Origin of the sequence: Lacipirellula limnantheis (genome assembly GCF_007746075.1) — a bacterium.
Classification (GTDB): Bacteria; Planctomycetota; Planctomycetia; order Pirellulales; family Lacipirellulaceae; genus Lacipirellula; species Lacipirellula limnantheis.
Genome location: NZ_CP036339.1, coordinates 4,264,687 through 4,281,773, shown reverse-complemented (window position 1 = coordinate 4,281,773; position 17,087 = coordinate 4,264,687). Strand labels below are relative to the sequence as shown.

The window sequence follows — 17,087 nt, the reverse complement described above, 5'->3', positions numbered from 1 at the left end:
GACGACTGGCGAAACATTGCGGCCGTTGGCGCGGCGTGCCGCGCCCGCGGCTGTCTGCCTTATCGGTTGTCGTGAGACAAACGCTGCAGACCGCCTCAAAGAGGAGTTAAATCCGCGGCGTAGGCGTGAAGAGCAGTCTCATCGCCGGTATGCCAAAAGAGCCATGTCTCCTGGGGCGCAAAATCGCCCCTACGGATCTGATCGAGCATGGCGCCAAAGGCGCGGGCCGTATAGACCGGACCAGTCAGCAGGCCTTCGGTGCGGGCGACAAGCTTTACCGTATCGCGTTCCAGTGGTCCGACGACTCCGTAGCCCGCTCCGAGATAGGCGTAGTTGACGTCGAAGTCGGATTCCCTGAGCCGCTGATGCGCCCCCAACAACTCAGCAGCCCCATTGGCGACGCTGCAGACGCCGGCAAGGAACTTCTCTTCGGAGGAATCGTCCGGGGTCTGATCAATGCTGACTGCCGTTATTCGACCTGCGAAGCCAGCCAACGTGGCCCCGAGGACGATGCCCGCCTGAGTGCCGCCGGAACTGGTCGCGAAGAAAAGGCGGTCAACTTGTCGGGCCTGTTCGTGCAGCTGTTCAACCAGTTCGAACATCGCCGCAACGTAGCCGAGCGCGCCGATCGAATTCGATCCGCCGACGGGGATGACGTAAGGGCGTTGTCCGTCGGCTTCCATGGCCGCGGCGAGCTCGCTCATGCGCGCGTTGCGCTGGAGCTTCGGCGTCCAATGGATCGTGGCTCCCAGTAGTTCATCAAGCAGCAAATTGCCGGTCGGCGGTTGGCGCGGCCCCCCTAGCACGAGGTGGCAGTCAAGTCCGGCAATCGCGGCTGCAGCGGCCGTTTGGCGACAGTGGTTCGACTGTGGACCGCCCGCCGTAATCAGCACAGTTGCATTCTTCTGTTGGGCGTCGGCGATGAGGAACTCAAGCTTGCGCGTCTTATTGCCTCCGGTGGCGAGGCCGGTCAAATCATCCCGCTTCACGAGCAGCTGCGGACCGCCGAGCTCTTGGGCGAGCCGGGGCAGCTCATCGATGGGCGTTGGCAGCTTCGCTAACGAGAAACGGGGCATCGTCAACAACGCGCGCGGTTGCTGGTTCATGGTTCGCCTCCATCGGCATTGCCGCTGGCGTGACGTGCTTTCCTCTGCCGAATCTCGCCGACCGATTTCCCTTCGTCCAGGTCCTTCCGAGCGTCGGCGGCGAGGTCTTGGTATTCGTTACGCAGCCGATCTAGGTCGTGGTCTTCAAGTTCTTCGAGATCGAGCAGTGCGTTGTGGGCGCCTTGCATCGCGCGAATTAGCTCGTCGAGCCTGATCTGAATGGCCGCGGCGTCGCGGTTCTGCGTATTCTGAATGAGCAAGATCATCAGGAACGTGACGATCGTGGTGCTGGTATTGATCACCAGTTGCCACGTTTGATTGAATTCGAACAGCGGACCGGATGTGCCCAGACGATGATCTTCATCAACGCCAGGATGAACGTCAGCGGCTTGCCCGTGGTCCGCGAGGCCCATTCGGCAAGCTGGTTGAATAGCTTGCTCATCGACGGCATTTTCTTAGGTCGCTTCGCCGTCGCCGCGGGCAAACTTGCCGAGCGTTTCCTGGTAGCGTTTCTTCCCCTCTTCGACGACGCGGCGAATCTCGCGGGCGTTCGCTTCGCTTTCTTGCCGTAGCTCGGCGATCATATGGAGCGATTCGACTTGATAGTCGCTGATCGCCGTCACCAGTTTCTCGAGGGACGCGGGGCTGATCGTCGAACCGTAGCCCGCCTTGAGCGCCGCCTTTTCGAGTTCGCGCCCCAGGTCAGCAACGTCTTCGAGGCTTTTGTTGACGCCGGCCTTGAGGGCCTCGGTCGACTGCGTGGCTTCGTTCAATCCCTGCTGCGACGTGTACACGGTGCCGAGGATGGTGAAGACATGCTCGTTCGTCGTGAAGAAGGTCACCGCCCGGCGGTAGACCTGATCCTTCACGTCGTGCGTCTGCTTCAGCTTGGTGACGAGCGTCTCGCCGACGTCGTAGCCGATCGAAAGGTTCTCGGCGATATCTTTGAGCAGTTGGTAGGTGCGATCTTCCTTCTGAAACTCGTGGCGGGCTTCGTCGCGGATGAGGTCGAGCCGCGATTGCTGGCTCTCGTCCCCCTCCTTGTAATCATCGACCGCCTTCTGGGCGTCGGCGAGCGCGGCCTTCGCCTTATCGAGACTCGGCAACTGCTTTTCGAGCAACTCCCGCGAGAGGATCTCCGCCTCTTTGAGCGCGAAGCGGAAATCGATGTAGCCATCCATGATGGCGTCTTCGCGTTCCAGCTGGTCCTTCGTGTCCTTGCAGACGTCCTTGTAGACGTCGACGATCTTCTCAAATCGAGCGCTGGGGGATCCGCGACGGATCCGCATCCAGAGGTTTGCCATCTTCTCGGTGGGACCAATCTTGCCGTCGTCGAGCTGACCGATGAGCGACTTCGAGTCCTCACGAATCGAGTCGAACATCTGACTGATCTCAAGGTAACGATTGCCGACGTTGATATTTTCGACGTTGTCGCGCACGAGCTGGTTGAAGCTGCTCATGTACTTGATGGTATTGGCGATCGCCAGCGCCCGCGCCTCGTCGACGTGGCGGACCTCCTCCAGCAAGCGGATCAGTTCGGCCGGGACCTCTTCGCCGCTTTTGAGGCCGAATTTCTCCAGCACGTCGACGGCCTTGTCGAGATAAGTCTGCATCTTGCCGCTGGCGGCCGACTTGGCTTCGACCTTTTTTGACGCGGGCTTCTGTTCGGTGGCTTGGCGACCCATGACATTCCTCACATGCAGAGGTGGAAGGCGAACTAACCCGGCGGCGCGCGATTCGACGCCCGCCGAGGCGTTTGGTAAATTGATCAGCCAGCTTAACACGGTCGGCCTTGTTTCGACAGCTTTTGCCAACCGGTCGGAAACAGCCGGCAAATCCTCTGACTATTGCACTCCATCGAGACGCGTGAGCAAGGTTACCGTGGCCAATTCGCAAGCAACGCAACAGCCTGAATCGCCGAGCGATGCCGCGGCCAGCACCGATGGCCTGCCCGGCGGCCAGCGGCTGACGCTGGCCGAGATGTCGCGGATTATGGACGTCGCTTCGGCGCTCCGCAAAGAGCGGGCGCTGATCGAGCAGCAGCTCAATATCGATGAGATCAAGGCGAAGCTGCGCGAACGACTCCTGGAAGCGGCCTCGGTGAGCGGCGATCCCGTCACTGACGCGGAAGTCGACGCGGCGGTCGAGCAGTACTACGATCGGCTTCATCAATTCCGCGACCCGCCGGCGAGCTCCTCCAAATTCCTCGCCCATTGTTGGGTGCTCCGCAAGCACCTCACCGCGGCGGTTGTCGCGCTTGCCGGAGCGGCGGCCCTCATCTGGGGACTGCTCGTCGCGGGCGTGTTGCCGGGCGAGGCCCGCAATCGGCATCTCACCGAGCAGATGCAGGCCGACCTCGATCGGCAATTGATCGAATCCGAGCACGTGGCCGAGGCCATCGAACGAATCAGTACTGAGCCGGCGGCGACGGCAGAGTCGCAGCGTCTGGCTGCGATCGCCGCCGCCGCGCACCAGCAGCGCGACGGCAAGAAACTCGCGGCGGCGACGAATGAGCTCCGAGCCCTGCAGGCTGAGTTGGAGCGCCAATACGCCGTGCTGATCGTCAATGCACCGAGCGAGCAATCAGCTACCGAACGTCTTTGGACGGACGACGACGGAACGCGCACCTCAGGGTACTTTGTGTTTGTTGACGCAGTCGACGAACGGGGGAATCCGGTGAAAGTGCCGATTCGGAACCGCGAAACGGATAAGACTGAAGTCGTCAGCCGCTGGGGAGAGCAAGTGCCGAAGAAAGTGTTCGATCGACTGGCTCGCGACAAGCAGAAGGACGGCGTGCTCGACGAGCGGACGTTCGGCGCGAAGCCGCGCGGCTCTCGGGAGTTCAAGGTCGAGCTGCGGGGAGATGACGACCAGCCGATTGAACGACGAGGGCAGATCACCTCATGGGAGTGAACTTACGATCTGGGCGCGAGGTGGGACGTGTCCTGGAAAGGGCCGTGGAGCAGGTACGTCAGCGCCTGAGCGTTCATGCGGACGGGATTCGCGAACTCGATGCCCAGATGAACGAGTTGATCGCTCGACGAAGCGAGACGCTCATCGAGTTGGCGCAGCACTACCTTCCTGATCTCAAGCCGGAGACGATTCAAGGGTCGTTCGTCGAGGTGCGAAGCGAGTTGCTCGATTTGCTCTCGCAGAAACAGCAGCGGCAACTGGAACTGCAGGACCGAACTTCCGCCGCGAGGCGCGAGGTCGAACATCAAGACGCTGAACTTGATCGCGTGACCGACGAATTGAACGACAAAGTAGCCGAGCGCGAGCGGCTGGAAGCCGTGGTCGCCCAGCGGCTGCACGGGACGGAGGAGTTCACCAAGTTGTCGCAGCAGGCGCTCGTTGCGGAACAGGAGCTCAATCGCAACGAGGTGCGCGTCGCGGAGATCCAATCCGAGGCCAAAGCGAAATTGCCGTCGTACGAGCAGAGTCGGCTGTTCAAGTATCTCTATGATTCCGGCTACGCGACCGGAAGTTATCGCGCAGGAGCGTTGACGCGGCGGCTTGACCGCTGGGTCGCGAAGCTGATCGAGTTCGAAACGGCGCGGCGCGGATATGAGTTTTTGCGGACAACCCCCGACCTGATGAAGCAAGAGGTGTCGCGGCGGCGTGACCGTTTCAACGAGCTCATGCAGCAGGTTGAGGCGATCGAAGACCGCGTGACCGACGAAGTCGGCCTGACCGAGGTGCTGCGCGTCGGTCAGCGATTGGGGGTCGAGCGCGACCGGCTGGTTGCAGCGGCGGCGGCCGCACAGAACGAAGTGCAGCAGCTGCAGCAGCAGATTTCCCAATTGGAAGGGCAACAGAATGAATTCTACGAGCGCGCCATCGGCCGGATGAAGGCGTTCCTCGAGAAGCTGCCGGAGTCGCGATTGGAGAGGCACTCGCAAAGTACGCCCCAGCGCGACGATGATGCGATCGTGTCCCAAGTAGCACAGATTGGCAGTCAACTCGATGCAGCGGAGGGGCGCGGGGCCGAGTTGGGTCGGGCTCGCGCGGCCTGGGACGAGCGATTCAATGGACTGCAAGAGCTGCTGCAACGATTCCGGCAGGCGGAGTTCGACTCGCAGCGGTCGATGTTTTCGCTCCAGCTGAACCCCGAGGACCTGGTCGAGCAGTTCGTCGCCGGACGACTGTCGGCGCAGCAGGCATGGGCGGCGCTGCAACAGACCCAGCGATTCGCGCCGGCGTGGCATGAGCAGCAGGGGCCGCAGTTCGGCGGGGCGACAGCTGGCGACGTGTCGCTGGTGCTGCTGAAGGTGCTGGCCGAGGTCGCCGGCGCGGCGCTGCAGCATAGCGCGAATCGCGGGATGGAGCGCCGCGCCCCGATGCGGCAGCAGTCTCGGCAAGCGATGGGACGGCCGCGGTTTCCCAATCGCGGATTTACGAACGGGCGGGGATTCTAGGGGAATGACGAAATCCGAATGACGAATGACAAATGATAAGACGCAAGCGATCCCCATTCGTCATTCTGGTTTCGTCATTCGTCATTTGCGTTCTCTGCCTTCTTCGCTTCTGCAATCTCTCCCCACGCGGCGTTGAATTCCTCATTGCACTTGGGGCAACGGACTTGTTCGCCGAGAAACTTGGGCGGCACGTCTTTGTCGTGTTCGCACTTGGGGCACTCGATGCGGAATCGCAGGTTCTCGTCGGCGAGCGGGGCCAAGGCTGCGGGCGGGGCGTCTTCGAACTCGACGTCTTCCGGCAGCAGCGTCGAGAGTTGTTCGATCGACAAGTCGGCGATCTCGGCGATGCGGTTCGCCTGGCGCCGAATGGCGAGCTCGAACAAATTGCGCGAGGTGCGCCCGTTGCCGAAGTGCCGATCGCGATTGGCGTGGAGATAACTGAGCCCGACGATGGTTTTGGCCCGCGTCGCCGAGCAGACGCGATACTGGCTCTTGTCGCACATCACGCCGAAAATGCTGGCGAGTTCCAGCGGCGTGTAGTCCACGAACTCCAGTTGCCGGCTGAATCGAGACGACAGGCCCGGGTTCGATTGCAGCAGCGTTGCCATTTCGTCGGGATAGCCGGCCAAGATCACCACGAGCCGTTCGCGGTCGTCTTCCATCCGCTTCAGCAGCGTCTGCACGGCTTCGTTTCCGTAGGGGTCTTCGCTTTCGGCAGCGACGAGCGTGTAGGCTTCGTCGATGAACAGGACGCCATCGAGAGCTTCGTCAATCTTCTTGTGGCTCTTGGGGCCGGTCTGCCCGGCGTATTCGGCGACAAGGCCGCTGCGGTCGGTCTCGATCAGATGACCCTTCTTGAGGATGCCCATCGCGCCAAAGATCGAGCCGACAATCCGGGCGACCGTCGTCTTGCCGGTGCCAGGGTTGCCGTTAAAGACCATGTGGAGGCTAAGCTCGGTCGTGGGGAGGCCCGCTTCGGTCCGCTTGGCTTGGACCTTGAGGAAGTTGGCGAGCGTGCGGACCTCTTCCTTGATCTCGCCGAGGCCGATGAGGCGATCGAGCTCGGCCATGGTTTCGGCGAGCCGCTCGGCTGGCGTCTTCTCGGGAGTGATGGGGGGATCGCCGCTGGCGGGGGCGCTTGGGAGTTTGGATTTATTGGGGGATGGGGGCGCGCTCCGCTCGCGCGTCGCGGCTAGCTTGGGGTCGAGGGTGGGTGCTGGGGAATCGCCGCGGTCGCGCGGCGCGGTGATGGGGGGGAGCGCGGGGGCGTCGAAGATTTTCTCGATAGCCTGAGGGCCGGCCTGATCGGCGGCGGCGTGTTCGCTCGGTTCGTCGATGGGGATCGCGCGGAGGTGGCGACTCAGTTCGTCCTGAATCGATTTGATCTGAGCCGCTTCGACTTCCTGGATCGGGCCATCAGCGCGGGCGACGAGGTTGGCGAGGCGGACGACGAGCGCTTCGAGCTCGCCGACGCGATTGCGAAGGACGGGGATCTGGTCGAATGGACGGACCAGGGCGTACCACTTCAGTTCGGTCGCTTTCTGTGACATCTCGATCAAGGCGTCGCGCAGCGCGTCGCCTTCGAGCCACTTGTCCCAGAGATGGAAGACGAGAACCTCGGCCAGAAACTTCTCGTTCTTGCTCCAGCGGCGGTCGCACTGGCAGACGCTGACGAACACCTTGACCAGGAGGGCGCCGTGGAGGTCGTCCATTAGCTGGACAAAAGGGCCCGACGTCGCTTCGAGTTGCTGCGGATTGTCGTGCGCCGCCAGTTCGCCGCTGGAGACGTAGAGGTCCCGACATTTGCCGAGCAACTGGCGGAACTGCGACGGGAGGTCTGGAAAGTCGAAGGTTGACATGGAGCGTGATTATAGGGTTGCCGGCGTTTGGTTGTCAGTTGCTGGTTGCTGGTGACGTCCTTGTGTCGCGTTGTCGTGAGTGTCGCCATTTTCGTTTTGGGCGACACGACTCTTAACTTGTTTTTGGCTTTGAGGTTGCGATAGGCGACCGGGCGACAGGCGGTCGCGTCAGTTGCTGGATGCTCGCCTTCCCGGGGTTTTGCTTTTGCGTTGTACTGCGGGGGGCCCCATTAACGTGCGGCAAAATACTGCCCTGGCGCTGTGCGTAACGGTTCAATCGAATCGGTAAAAACAGTCGTTGTTGGATGATTTGCGTTAGTTAGTTGGGGGTGAATTTTGCGTTTTTCGCTGACCGATGGAAGGACTCAAAAGTCGCAAAACCTCAGCGAACTTGGCGAAGCGGCGCAGGTTATGCCGCCTGCCTGGGAATCGGTCGGTCGCTCGACGGCGTAGCAGGCGTCGTCGGACTGGGCGACTGGCCAGTCGGAGTCGAGGCCTGCGGCTTCGCCTGCAAGTTTTGCCGAATGGTCGCGCTCTTTTCCCAGGCACGCCGTTGTTCTTCCTCGAATTGCTCGAAGAACAGATCGGCCGCCGATTTGCGAACGGGAATCACCGACCGCGGGTCGACGCGGCGGGCCGAATCTGACTCCAGGGCGCGGGCGGCGCGGCAGCCGGCAATGGTGAGACGACGGCAGACGCGATCGCGTAGCTCGAAGTCCTCGATCTCCTCGGCAGCAGCCGCAATGACGTCGCTGAAGACTGCTTCGATCTCATCAGGGCGAAAGGTTCGCAGGCTGGGGCGAGAGAAACGGCGCGGGTTGGTCCGTTCCAGGTACCAGGCGGCGGCTCGCCAATGGGTGGCAGCGGCTTCGCGTAAGCTGCGGACGGCGCCAATTTGGGCACGGACTTCCGCAGTGCGAGCTTCGTCGCGGAACTCTTCGTTCCGCTGCATCTCGCGGCGGAGTGTATCGACGGAGCAGCCGACATAACGAGCGGCTTCTTGGAGGCCTAAGCCGACTCCGAGGAGCGTGATGACCTCGCAGCGTTTCTTGTCGTCGAGGATTCTTGGGCGACCGGGGTTGGACATGAATTGGTTCCTTGTCAGTTGTCAGTTGTCAGTTGTCAGTTGTCAGTTGTCAGTTGTTAGGCGTCAGGCGTCAGGCGTCAGGCGTCAGGCGTCAGGGCTTGGATGCTGGATGCTCGTGTGTTTCTGGGGGTGGATTCAGGCATTGTTTTTTTGCCGATGAACCCCTGCCTGCTCGTACTGTTCGGTTGTTCACAATAGCGGGTTGGGTGGCCAATTTCTGTATCTGGTTTTGGGGAATTTCAGAGCGTGTTTGAGAGCCGCTGACGGGGACGACAACTCATTTGCGCAGCGGCTCAATGGTTTTGAGCAGAAGCTGCGCAGGGCGTGCCTAGGGATGGGGCACCGCCTTCGCTAGATGGCGCGGCTCCACACAATCTGAGAGTGGTTTATTCCTTACGCATCAACGAGTTGCGACTTGCTAGATACGTGCGTGCAGGGACGTGGCACGGTCGTTGCTATCACCGTACGCGTCGAAAATATGTCGGCAGGGATCGTGCCGACAGAGACCTCGAAAAGCGTCCAGGCGGACTCTCGAAGGGGACCTTGCGTTACTTAGGGAGCGGCGCGGCTGCGTCGTCGGGAAAGCTCTCCAAGTCGCCTTGTTCTACGTTGAGCGCACTTCGCCGCGCCGGGAAAAGCCGTTGGGCTCTCCGCCGAGGGTTCGGCTCCGTTTATCTCCAGCGCAGTCGCTGGAACGAGCATCCTTTCCTCTGTTCTGCGGGAGTGTCGCAATGGGTTGTACGAGCCACTGGTCCCCCAAGCTACGCGGGCCATGGTGGGGGTTGTTGTCCCTGCTGTTGGTCTTTTCTTTGACGGCGTCGACGGCGCCGACCGTTTGGGCTCAAGAAGCCGCCGCCGAAACTGCCGAGGAGGCTGAGGCGCCGGCCGAGGCCCCTGCGGAAGTGGTCGAAGAGGAAGCGGCCGTCGTGGTAGAGGAAGAGGCGGCCCCGGCGCCGACGTACCTGGCTCCTGCCGCCGAAGGGGGCGCCTGGCCCGATGCGGGCGGCGGCGCCGCTGGTTACTGGACGACTCCTGGCGCTGGCCCGGTGGGCGACGGTGCGCCGGCTGAAATGACTCCTGATAAGCTCTACGATCGCATCGCCCACAACTTATTTTCGATTAACGTCTTGTGGGTGATTATTGCCGGCTGCTTGGTGATGTTCATGCAGGCTGGCTTCATGATGGTCGAGACCGGGTTGTGCCGCGCGAAGAATTCGGCGCACACCTCGGCGATGAATCTGATGATTTATCCGCTCGGTTGTCTCGCGTTTTGGGTCTACGGCTTCGGCATTGGCTGGGGCAACTGGTGGAACGCTCCGGTCGCGCCGGGGTGGTACTCTCCGATCGGCCCGGGCACCGTTGCGCTCGACAGCGGGTTCTCGATCACGACTGGCGAGGGAGACGACGCGAAGTCGTTCGGCATCATCGGCACGGAAGGCTTCTTCCTGAACAACTTGGATGACGTCAGCATCATGACGTTGTTCTTCTTCATGATGGTGTTTATGGACACCACCGCCACCATACCGACCGGTACTTTGGCGGAGAGGTGGGCTTGGAAAAACTTCATCTTATTTGGCCTCTGGATCGCGCTTCCGTACTGTATTTACGCCCACTGGGTGTGGGGCGGCGGTTGGCTCGCGCAGGCAGGTAAGAATTGGGGGCTGGGCCACGGAGCAGTCGACTTTGCCGGATCGGGGGTCGTCCATTCGATGGGCGGCATCATCGCGTTGGTCGGCGGGATTTTGATTGGCCCGCGCATCGGCAAGTACGTCGACGGCAAACCACGAGCCATTCCGGGGCACAACATCCCGATGGTCGTCGCGGGGACGTTTATCCTGGCGTTCGGCTGGTTTGGGTTTAACGCCGGATCGACGTTGTCGGGCACTGATTTGCGACTAGCGACCGTGGTCGTCAACACGATGCTCGCCAGCGTGGCCGGTGCGATTTCCTGCATGTTCTACATGATGCTCCGCGGCATGAAGCCGGACCCGTCGATGATCTGCAATGGCATGTTGGCGGGCTTGGTGGCCGTCACGGCTCCTTGTGCGTTCATCGATAGCTGGGCTGCGGTACTCATCGGCGCCATCGCCGGCGTGCTGGTGGTGATCAGCGTCATCTTTTGGGACAAGATGGGAATTGACGATCCGGTCGGCGCCATCTCGGTGCATGGCGTCAACGGCATCTGGGGCGTCTTGTCGCTGGGACTGTTCGCCAACGGCAAGTACGGCATGGGTTGGAACGGCGTCGTACGGGAGAAGTGGGATTCGACCCTCGATTCTGACGGCGTGCTGACTGACGGCGTCCGAGGACTTTTTTACGGTGACTCCTCCCAATTCATGGCACAAGCCCTTAGCGCCGTCACCGTGCTGGTGTTCGGAGCAGTAGCGTCCTTCATCCTGTTTAAGATCAGCAACCTGATTACGCCGATGCGAGTGCCTGCCGACGTCGAGAAGGAAGGCTTAGACATGGCCGAGATGGGCGCCACGGGGTATCCGGACTTTATGCCGGCTCCCCATGTTTAAGGTTGTTGAACGTCCTGGAAACGTTGAATTCGCATCGTCTCTGGTGGGACGAAAAGGATTCGGAACGACTTGGGCGGCGGACGTCGCCGCCCGAGTCGCCTTATCCAGCGACTTAATCCACTCGATTCGTCTAGGGCCGAGAGGCTACACATGAAAAAAATTGAAGCGATCGTTCGCCACCATAAGGTCGACGAAGTGAAGGAGGCCTTGGTCGGCGTCGGGCTGACAGGCATGACTGTATCTGAGGTGCGGGGCTTCGGCCGGCAGCGGGGGCATACGGAAACCTACCGCGGGACGGAGTACACCGTCGATTTCGTGCCGAAGGTGAAGATTGAAATCGCCGTGAACGACGACATCGCCGACAAGGCGTTGTCGGCGATCGTCGGCGCCGCGAAGACGGGCCAAGTCGGCGATGGAAAGATCTTCGTCACCGAACTGGCCGAAGTGGTCCGCGTGCGGACCGGCGAAAGCGGTCCGGCGGCGCTGTAAGAAGGCGTCTGCAGCCGCAGCACAAACTGCGTAGTGAGTTGCCGGGAGGGGCGTTCGCGATTTGAAATTGCGGGCGCCCCTTCTTGTATTCGGGAGGCGGATTCACTCTGAAAGACATTCACCACGGAGGCACTGGGAGCACGGAGAAAGTCGATTGTCACGCACTTCTCTGTGCTCACCGTGCCTCCGTGGTTTAATTGTTAGCGTGAACGTTTTCAACCAAGGCGGCGGTTTCTTTTTTTTGCACGCGCTACTGTGAAGCGTTAGTCGCGTGCGCTATGATGCCGGCGATTCTTGCCGCACGACTTCGCTGAGCTTTGCGGAGTGCGTTTCGATTTCTTGTTGGCGGAATGAAATTGATTCTTTTTCTCGACAGGTGGAGATATCAGCGATGAGGATCTTGTGCAGTGGTGCGCCCTCGGTTTCCGGCGGGTGCTGGATGGGTTGTTGGTTGCTGGGAGTCGCGCTGCTGGGCGCGCTGGCGGCTTCGCCAAGTTGGGCGCAGGAGGGGGTAGCGCTCGACGAGGCGGCGGACGCCGAGCGGGTCGAGACGCCGGCCGAAGAGTCCGCTGAGGCGGCGCCGCTGACCTTAGAGGACGTCGCCAAGGTCGCCGAGCAGGGGCGGCTGGCCGGCAATACCGGCTGGATGCTCACTAGCAGCGCGCTGGTGTTGTTCATGACGGCCCCGGGCTTGGCGATGTTCTATGGCGGCCTCGTCCGGAAAAAGAATGTGCTAGGCGTGATGATGCAGTGCATCTTCCTGATGGGCCTGATGACGGTGCTGTGGGCGATTTACGGCTACAGCCTGGCGTTCGGCGGCTCGGGACGATTCATCGGCAACGGCGAGTACCTCTTCATGCAAGGGGTGCAGCGGGGCTGGGACGAAGCGGCCGGCGTGCCGACCGAGCCGATGTACGACGTGTTCGGCGTGCCGATTCCGATGTACTGCCACGTGCTGTTCCAGGGAATGTTCTTCATCATTACGCCGGCGCTAATCTGCGGGGCGTTCGCTGAACGGATGAAGTTCAGCACGATGGTCGCTTTCTCGATTCTGTGGGGCACGTTCGTCTACTGCCCGCTGTGCCACTGGGTGTGGGACGGGGGTCTGCTCGCCTTCACGACGACAGAAAACATTGAGGCGGGCAAGTCGGTGGCGCTGGCTGGCGGGGCGCTCGACTTTGCGGGCGGCACGGTCGTCCATATCAGTTCGGGAATCTCGGCGCTGTTGTGCGCGATCCTGATTGGCAAGCGGAAGGGATTTGGCCACGAGGATATGCGGCCTCACAACCTGACGTACACGGTGCTCGGCGCCGCGATGTTGTGGGTCGGGTGGTTTGGATTCAACGCCGGCAGCGAATTGTTGAGCGATCACCTCGCCAGCAGCGCATTTGCCGTGACGCATTTTTCGGCGGCGGCGGGACTCTTGGGCTGGTGCGTCTACGAATGGATGCACAACGGCAAGCCGAGCGTCCTGGGCGCCGCGTCGGGGGCTGTGGCAGGACTGGTCTGCATCACTCCCGCGGCGGGGTTTGTCCAACCGATGCCGGCCCTGGCGATGGGCTTTCTCGCCGGGATTGTGTGTGCCCTGGCGTGCAGCAAGCTGAAGGCGCATATGGGATATGACGACTCGCTCGATGCGTTCGGCGTTCACGGCGTCGGAGGGACGCTGGGCGCCGTGCTGACGGGCGTTTTCGCGACGCGGAACTGCTGGAACATCGACGGCGTCAACAAGCTGGGTTTGGTCGAAGGCGAAAGCCGCGTGTTTATCGGCCAGATCGTGGCGGTGCTGGTGACTTGGGTCTTCAGCATTGTGGCGACGTTCATCATTCTCAAAGTTCTCGACGCCGTGATGGGATTGCGCGTGAGCGAAGAGGGCGAAATGCGCGGGCTCGATGTGACCGAGCATGGCGAAGAGGGTTACATTTTCGCCTAGGAGTTATGAGAAGCGAGAAGTGAGTTTCGAGTTGGGAAAAAGGCGTCAGCGCCATTCACCTCTCAAAGGCTCGCAACTCGAAACTCGCAACTATTTCCGACAAACCACATGTTCTCTTGTTAGGGACATCTCACGATGAAAAAAATCGAAGCCATTGTTCGTCACCATAAGGTCGACGAGGTGAAAGAAGCCTTGATTGCCGTTGGGCTTCAAGGGATGACGGTCAGCGAGGTGCGCGGGTTCGGCCGGCAGCGGGGTCACACCGAGACCTACCGCGGCACCGAGTACAAGGTCGACTTCGTGCCGAAGGTGAAGATCGAGGTGGTCGTCGGCGACGACGTGGCCGACAAGGCGTTGTCGGCGATCGTCGGGGCCGCCAAGACGGGCCAGGTGGGCGACGGTAAGATCTTCGTCACCAACCTGGCCGAAGTCGTGCGGGTGCGCACCGGCGAAACGGGCGCCGCCGCGATTTAGACTGATCAGCGATCGAACCGCTAACAAGAGGGATGCGTTCGCGATTCCAAATCGCGGGCGTCATCCCTTTTTTCGTTGCCGGTGATGAACGGCGTCGGAGTCGCCGCTTTTGTTCCGAGAACAATGTCTAGTGACGCGGGGGAAAGCTCGTTTCCTGCATTTGTAGCCGCTGAGACGCCGACATGGTCGGGTTACTGGACGCAAATCATCGGGCGAGCCCAAATTGGGTGACGCGGGTATAATTTTCGGTGACGTGCGGCGGACGGCGTCGCTTTACCATTGGCGGCGTTCGTTGACGGCCGTCGGCGCCCAGGCAAATGGCAGGTTGACTCAGATGAAGAAGATCGAAGCGATTGTACGGCACCATAAGCTGGACGACGTGAAGGAAGCCCTCATCGGCGTGGGCTTGCACGGCATGACAGTGACGGAAGTGCGGGGCTTCGGGCGGCAGCGCGGGCATACGGAAACGTATCGCGGCACGGAGTATCGCGTCGATTTCGTGCCGAAGGTGAAGATCGAGCTCGCGGTCGCGGCGGAGCTGGCGCCGAAGGCGGTGTCGGCGATTATCGGCGCGGCAAAGACCGGGCAAGTGGGCGACGGGAAGATCTTTTTGTCCGACCTGACGGAAGTCGTGCGCGTGCGGACGGGAGAGACGGGGTCGGCGGCGCTGTAGCCGATAGAGGACGGCCAAGACGTCACGCAATGCCCTTGCGCACCGCCCAGACGGCGGCTTGCGTTCGGTCGGCGACGCCGAGCTTGCGCAGGATGTGCTGGACGTGCTCTTTGACGGTTTCGTAGCTGATGTCGAGCGCTTGGGCGATTTCCTTGTTGCTGAGCCCCAGGGCGAGCTGACGGAGGACTTCGCTCTCGCGACGGGTGAGCGGCGCGTCGAAGTCGATCGCGGCGCGCGGCGTCGAAAGAGCGCCTGCGACGCGGCGTAGACCTTCGCGCGACCAGAGCATGTCTCCCGCGGCCGCGCGGCGGATGGCGGCGACGATCTCGTCGCGTGACGCGTTTTTGACCAGGTAGCCGGCGGCGCCAAGGGCGACGGCCCGCGCGATGTACGTGGGATTGTCGTACGAGCTGAACATGACGATGGAACCGCCCGGCAGTTCGGCGCGGAGCTGGCTCAAGACGCCGAGGCCGTCGACGCCCGGCATTCTCACGTCGAGCAGGATTACGTCGGGGCGGTAGCGTCGCGCGAGGCGAATCGCCTCCTCGCCGTCGGCGGCGTCTCCAATGATCTCGACGTCTCGGATGTCCGCCAGCAAACTGCGCAATCCCGCGCGAATCACCTCATGGTCGTCAGCGATAAGAAGGCGGACTGTCATCGCGCAAGACGCCTTCCGCCGCCGGAAGCGCGTGGTCTACGTGCAGAACAATGGATGCCGAGTCGATGCTGGACGATGTCCAGCGGCTCATTGCGGCTAGCGCCGCGAGCGGCTGCGTCCCCCGACACTTGCCGCTCGATTCCTAAACGATATCAGGTTCAACGGCGCGGGCAACAGAATTCGCGGGAAATAGGGATTTTGGGGCGCATGTCCAGATGTTTTTCGGGCGACTTTGCCCAGCCGCGCCGCTAGCTGCGAACGTCCTGGCGTGAAGCAGGCGGACGCGCCAGTCCCGCGCGCGGGCGATTGCCTCGTTCGCTACGGCCCGCGTCGCGGTCACGCGCGGCGCTTCGGCGCGGTCGCGCTCGACTGATCTTGTCAACTGCTTTACATGCGCGCGACGATGACGCATACTCGGCACGGCATCGAGATGGTGAGCGCGTCGCCGCACGACGCGTGAATGGAGTCCGCCTTGTCCCTTGCAAGATTCTCTGCGAGATCGCGCGTTATGCCCACGCTGTCGATGAATGAGCTGACGACGTTTCGTTGGCCGCTCGAAGAAGACGTTCGCCAGTACGCGGCGGCTGGCTACGAAGGCATCGGCGTGTGGCGGCAAAAGCTTTCTGACTACGGCGAAGAAGCGGCCGTCGATCTCATCGCCGAGTCGGGGCTGCGGGTCACGAATCTGCTGTGGGCCGGCGGGTTCACGGGGAGTTGCGGACGCACGCCTGAGGAGAGCGTCCAAGACGCGATTCATGCCATTCGTATGGCGGGAGCGCTCGGCGCCGGTTGCCTGGTGATTTATCCGGGCGGGCGAAACTTTCACATCTACCGGCAGGCCGAGCGATTGCTTCGCGGCGCGCTCGATCAATTGCTCGACTATGCGGCCGACGTCGAAGTGGCGCTGGCGATCGAACCGATGCATGCGGCGAGTGCGGGGGATTGGACGTTTTTGACCGACGTCGAATCAACGGTCGCGCTGGTGGAGAGTTACCGGACGCCGTTCTTAAAGCTCGTGTTCGACACCTATCATTTCGGTCACGATGAGGCGGTGCGGGCGAACCTTGCCGAGCTTGTGCCTCACATCGGCGTCGTTCATTTGGCGGATCGCGCCGAGGCCCACGCCATTGATCAACCGCGCCGGCCTCTTGGCGAAGGACGACTGCATTTGGCCGAGATTGTCCGCGGGCTCGTCGACGCGGGGTACACGGGCGATTTTGACGTCGAGTTAATCGGCAGCCAACTCGACGAGAGCCAGTACGAGGAAGTTCTCAGTGCGTCGCTCGAATACTTCGAGCGCGTACTGGCGCCCGTTAGCGGCGAGCGGAGTTAGGTTCGCCGATGGCCCGCCCGCTGATTGTGAATGCCGCCATCACGATTCCCGCGGCCGAACTTGGCATTTCTTACGCGCGCAGCGCGGGGCCCGGCGGGCAGAACGTGAACAAGGTGAACTCCAAGGCAATTCTGCGCTGGCGGGTCGTCGATTCGCCCAGCCTGCCAGAGGGCGTGAGGCAGCGATTTCTGGCTCACTTTGGGAGCCGCATCACGAACGACGGCGAAATCGTCATCGCGGCGGACGAACATCGCGAACAGCCGCGGAATCTGACGGCGTGCTATGAGCGGCTGCGAGCGATGATTCTTTCAGTGGCGAAGCCGCCCACGCGACGCGTAAAGACGCGGCCGTCGCGCGGGGCCGTCGAACGGCGCATCGAGTCGAAGCAGCGCAACTCGCAGAAAAAGCAGCAACGGCGCGGCGGTTTCAACGCCGATTGAACGGTGCTAGCAGGCGAAGGGCGGCCTGCGCTCGGCTCCCTGTCAAAGCGTCGGCAGTCTGAATCACTCTAGGCCGTTTCTCGGCATCTTGGTAAGAA

At 61.7% G+C, this 17,087-nt stretch carries 15 protein-coding genes; 9 read left to right on the top strand and 6 right to left on the bottom strand.

All coding sequences use genetic code 11. The annotated features are described in order from the left end of the window. Window positions 1–95: 95 nt before the first annotated feature. The 3 genes from I41_RS16480 to I41_RS16470 are packed head-to-tail and all read right to left on the bottom strand — an operon-like array spanning window position 96 to window position 2,791. Window positions 96–1,106 carry a D-cysteine desulfhydrase family protein gene (locus I41_RS16480; RefSeq protein WP_210420974.1) on the bottom strand — a complete coding sequence of 337 codons (1,011 nt, stop codon included), beginning with the start codon at window positions 1,104–1,106 and terminating at the stop codon, window positions 96–98. Next, window positions 1,103–1,519 (bottom strand): low affinity iron permease family protein, encoded by a 417-nt coding sequence (locus I41_RS16475; RefSeq protein WP_210420973.1) that lies wholly within the window; start codon window positions 1,517–1,519, stop codon window positions 1,103–1,105. The genes I41_RS16480 and I41_RS16475 overlap by 4 nt, the downstream gene beginning before the upstream one ends. 42 nt (window positions 1,520–1,561) lie before the next feature. Further along, the gene (locus I41_RS16470; protein WP_210420972.1) at window positions 1,562–2,791 is read right to left on the bottom strand and encodes a cell surface protein; all 1,230 of its coding nucleotides are present in this window, start codon (window positions 2,789–2,791) and stop codon (window positions 1,562–1,564) included. 181 nt (window positions 2,792–2,972) lie between these two features. Between I41_RS16470 and I41_RS16465 the strand changes: the two genes are divergently transcribed. Continuing rightward, entirely contained in the window at window positions 2,973–4,019 is a 1,047-nt protein-coding gene (locus tag I41_RS16465) for a DUF6384 family protein (protein WP_145434008.1), read from the top strand. 44 nt (window positions 4,020–4,063) lie between these two features. Further along, on the top strand, window positions 4,064–5,521 hold the full coding sequence (locus I41_RS16460; protein WP_145434007.1) for a coiled-coil domain-containing protein: 1,458 nt from the start codon (window positions 4,064–4,066) through the stop codon (window positions 5,519–5,521). A 74-nt stretch (window positions 5,522–5,595) separates the two neighbouring features. Here I41_RS16460 and I41_RS16455 read toward each other — a convergent pair whose 3' ends face one another. Beyond that, a complete protein-coding gene (locus I41_RS16455; RefSeq protein WP_145434006.1) occupies window positions 5,596–7,380 on the bottom strand; it encodes an AAA family ATPase in 1,785 nt (594 codons plus the stop codon). Window positions 7,381–7,789: 409 nt separating this feature from the next. Then, complete coding sequence (locus I41_RS16450; protein ID WP_145434005.1) at window positions 7,790–8,467, bottom strand: hypothetical protein; 678 nt, start codon at window positions 8,465–8,467, stop codon at window positions 7,790–7,792. 731 nt (window positions 8,468–9,198) lie between these two features. Here I41_RS16450 and I41_RS16445 point away from each other — a divergent pair. The 5 genes from I41_RS16445 to I41_RS16425 all read left to right on the top strand — a co-directional run bounded on the left by I41_RS16445 (window position 9,199) and on the right by I41_RS16425 (window position 14,558). Further along, window positions 9,199–10,989: an ammonium transporter gene (locus I41_RS16445; RefSeq protein WP_145434004.1), complete on the top strand. Its 1,791-nt coding sequence runs from the start codon at window positions 9,199–9,201 to the stop codon at window positions 10,987–10,989. Between the two features lie 150 nt (window positions 10,990–11,139). Further along, on the top strand, window positions 11,140–11,478 hold the full coding sequence (locus I41_RS16440) for a P-II family nitrogen regulator (RefSeq protein WP_145434003.1): 339 nt from the start codon (window positions 11,140–11,142) through the stop codon (window positions 11,476–11,478). Window positions 11,479–11,869: 391 nt separating this feature from the next. Further along, window positions 11,870–13,411 carry an ammonium transporter gene (locus tag I41_RS16435; protein WP_145434002.1) on the top strand — a complete coding sequence of 514 codons (1,542 nt, stop codon included), beginning with the start codon at window positions 11,870–11,872 and terminating at the stop codon, window positions 13,409–13,411. 135 nt (window positions 13,412–13,546) lie between these two features. Continuing rightward, entirely contained in the window at window positions 13,547–13,885 is a 339-nt protein-coding gene (locus tag I41_RS16430) for a P-II family nitrogen regulator (RefSeq protein ID WP_145434001.1), read from the top strand. A 334-nt stretch (window positions 13,886–14,219) separates the two neighbouring features. Continuing rightward, a complete protein-coding gene (locus I41_RS16425) occupies window positions 14,220–14,558 on the top strand; it encodes a P-II family nitrogen regulator (protein WP_145434000.1) in 339 nt (112 codons plus the stop codon). A 22-nt stretch (window positions 14,559–14,580) separates the two neighbouring features. Here I41_RS16425 and I41_RS16420 read toward each other — a convergent pair whose 3' ends face one another. Next, window positions 14,581–15,216, bottom strand: a complete 636-nt coding sequence (locus I41_RS16420) for a response regulator (protein WP_145433999.1) — start codon at window positions 15,214–15,216, stop codon at window positions 14,581–14,583. A 508-nt stretch (window positions 15,217–15,724) separates the two neighbouring features. Between I41_RS16420 and I41_RS16415 the strand changes: the two genes are divergently transcribed. Both I41_RS16415 and arfB read left to right on the top strand, forming a co-directional pair. After that, entirely contained in the window at window positions 15,725–16,549 is an 825-nt protein-coding gene (locus tag I41_RS16415) for a sugar phosphate isomerase/epimerase family protein (protein ID WP_168206956.1), read from the top strand. An 8-nt stretch (window positions 16,550–16,557) separates the two neighbouring features. Then, a complete protein-coding gene (gene arfB / locus I41_RS16410; protein ID WP_145433997.1) occupies window positions 16,558–16,989 on the top strand; it encodes an alternative ribosome rescue aminoacyl-tRNA hydrolase ArfB in 432 nt (143 codons plus the stop codon). Window positions 16,990–17,087 lie beyond the last annotated feature (98 nt).

Excerpts from the sequence above, each read along its gene's own strand:
- arfB (WP_145433997.1), top strand. The coding sequence starts at position 16,558 with ATGGCCCGCCCGCTGATTGTGAATGCCGCCATCACGATTCCCGCGGCC.
- I41_RS16420 (WP_145433999.1), bottom strand. The coding sequence starts at position 15,216 with ATGACAGTCCGCCTTCTTATCGCTGACGACCATGAGGTGATTCGCGCG.
- I41_RS16440 (WP_145434003.1), top strand. The coding sequence starts at position 11,140 with ATGAAAAAAATTGAAGCGATCGTTCGCCACCATAAGGTCGACGAAGTG.
- I41_RS16430 (WP_145434001.1), top strand. The coding sequence starts at position 13,547 with ATGAAAAAAATCGAAGCCATTGTTCGTCACCATAAGGTCGACGAGGTG.
- I41_RS16475 (WP_210420973.1), bottom strand. The coding sequence starts at position 1,519 with ATGGGCCTCGCGGACCACGGGCAAGCCGCTGACGTTCATCCTGGCGTT.
- I41_RS16480 (WP_210420974.1), bottom strand. The coding sequence starts at position 1,106 with ATGAACCAGCAACCGCGCGCGTTGTTGACGATGCCCCGTTTCTCGTTA.
- I41_RS16415 (WP_168206956.1), top strand. The coding sequence starts at position 15,725 with ATGCCCACGCTGTCGATGAATGAGCTGACGACGTTTCGTTGGCCGCTC.
- I41_RS16455 (WP_145434006.1), bottom strand. The coding sequence starts at position 7,380 with ATGTCAACCTTCGACTTTCCAGACCTCCCGTCGCAGTTCCGCCAGTTG.
- I41_RS16425 (WP_145434000.1), top strand. The coding sequence starts at position 14,220 with ATGAAGAAGATCGAAGCGATTGTACGGCACCATAAGCTGGACGACGTG.
- I41_RS16450 (WP_145434005.1), bottom strand. The coding sequence starts at position 8,467 with ATGTCCAACCCCGGTCGCCCAAGAATCCTCGACGACAAGAAACGCTGC.
- I41_RS16445 (WP_145434004.1), top strand. The coding sequence starts at position 9,199 with ATGGGTTGTACGAGCCACTGGTCCCCCAAGCTACGCGGGCCATGGTGG.
- I41_RS16435 (WP_145434002.1), top strand. The coding sequence starts at position 11,870 with ATGAGGATCTTGTGCAGTGGTGCGCCCTCGGTTTCCGGCGGGTGCTGG.
- I41_RS16470 (WP_210420972.1), bottom strand. The coding sequence starts at position 2,791 with ATGGGTCGCCAAGCCACCGAACAGAAGCCCGCGTCAAAAAAGGTCGAA.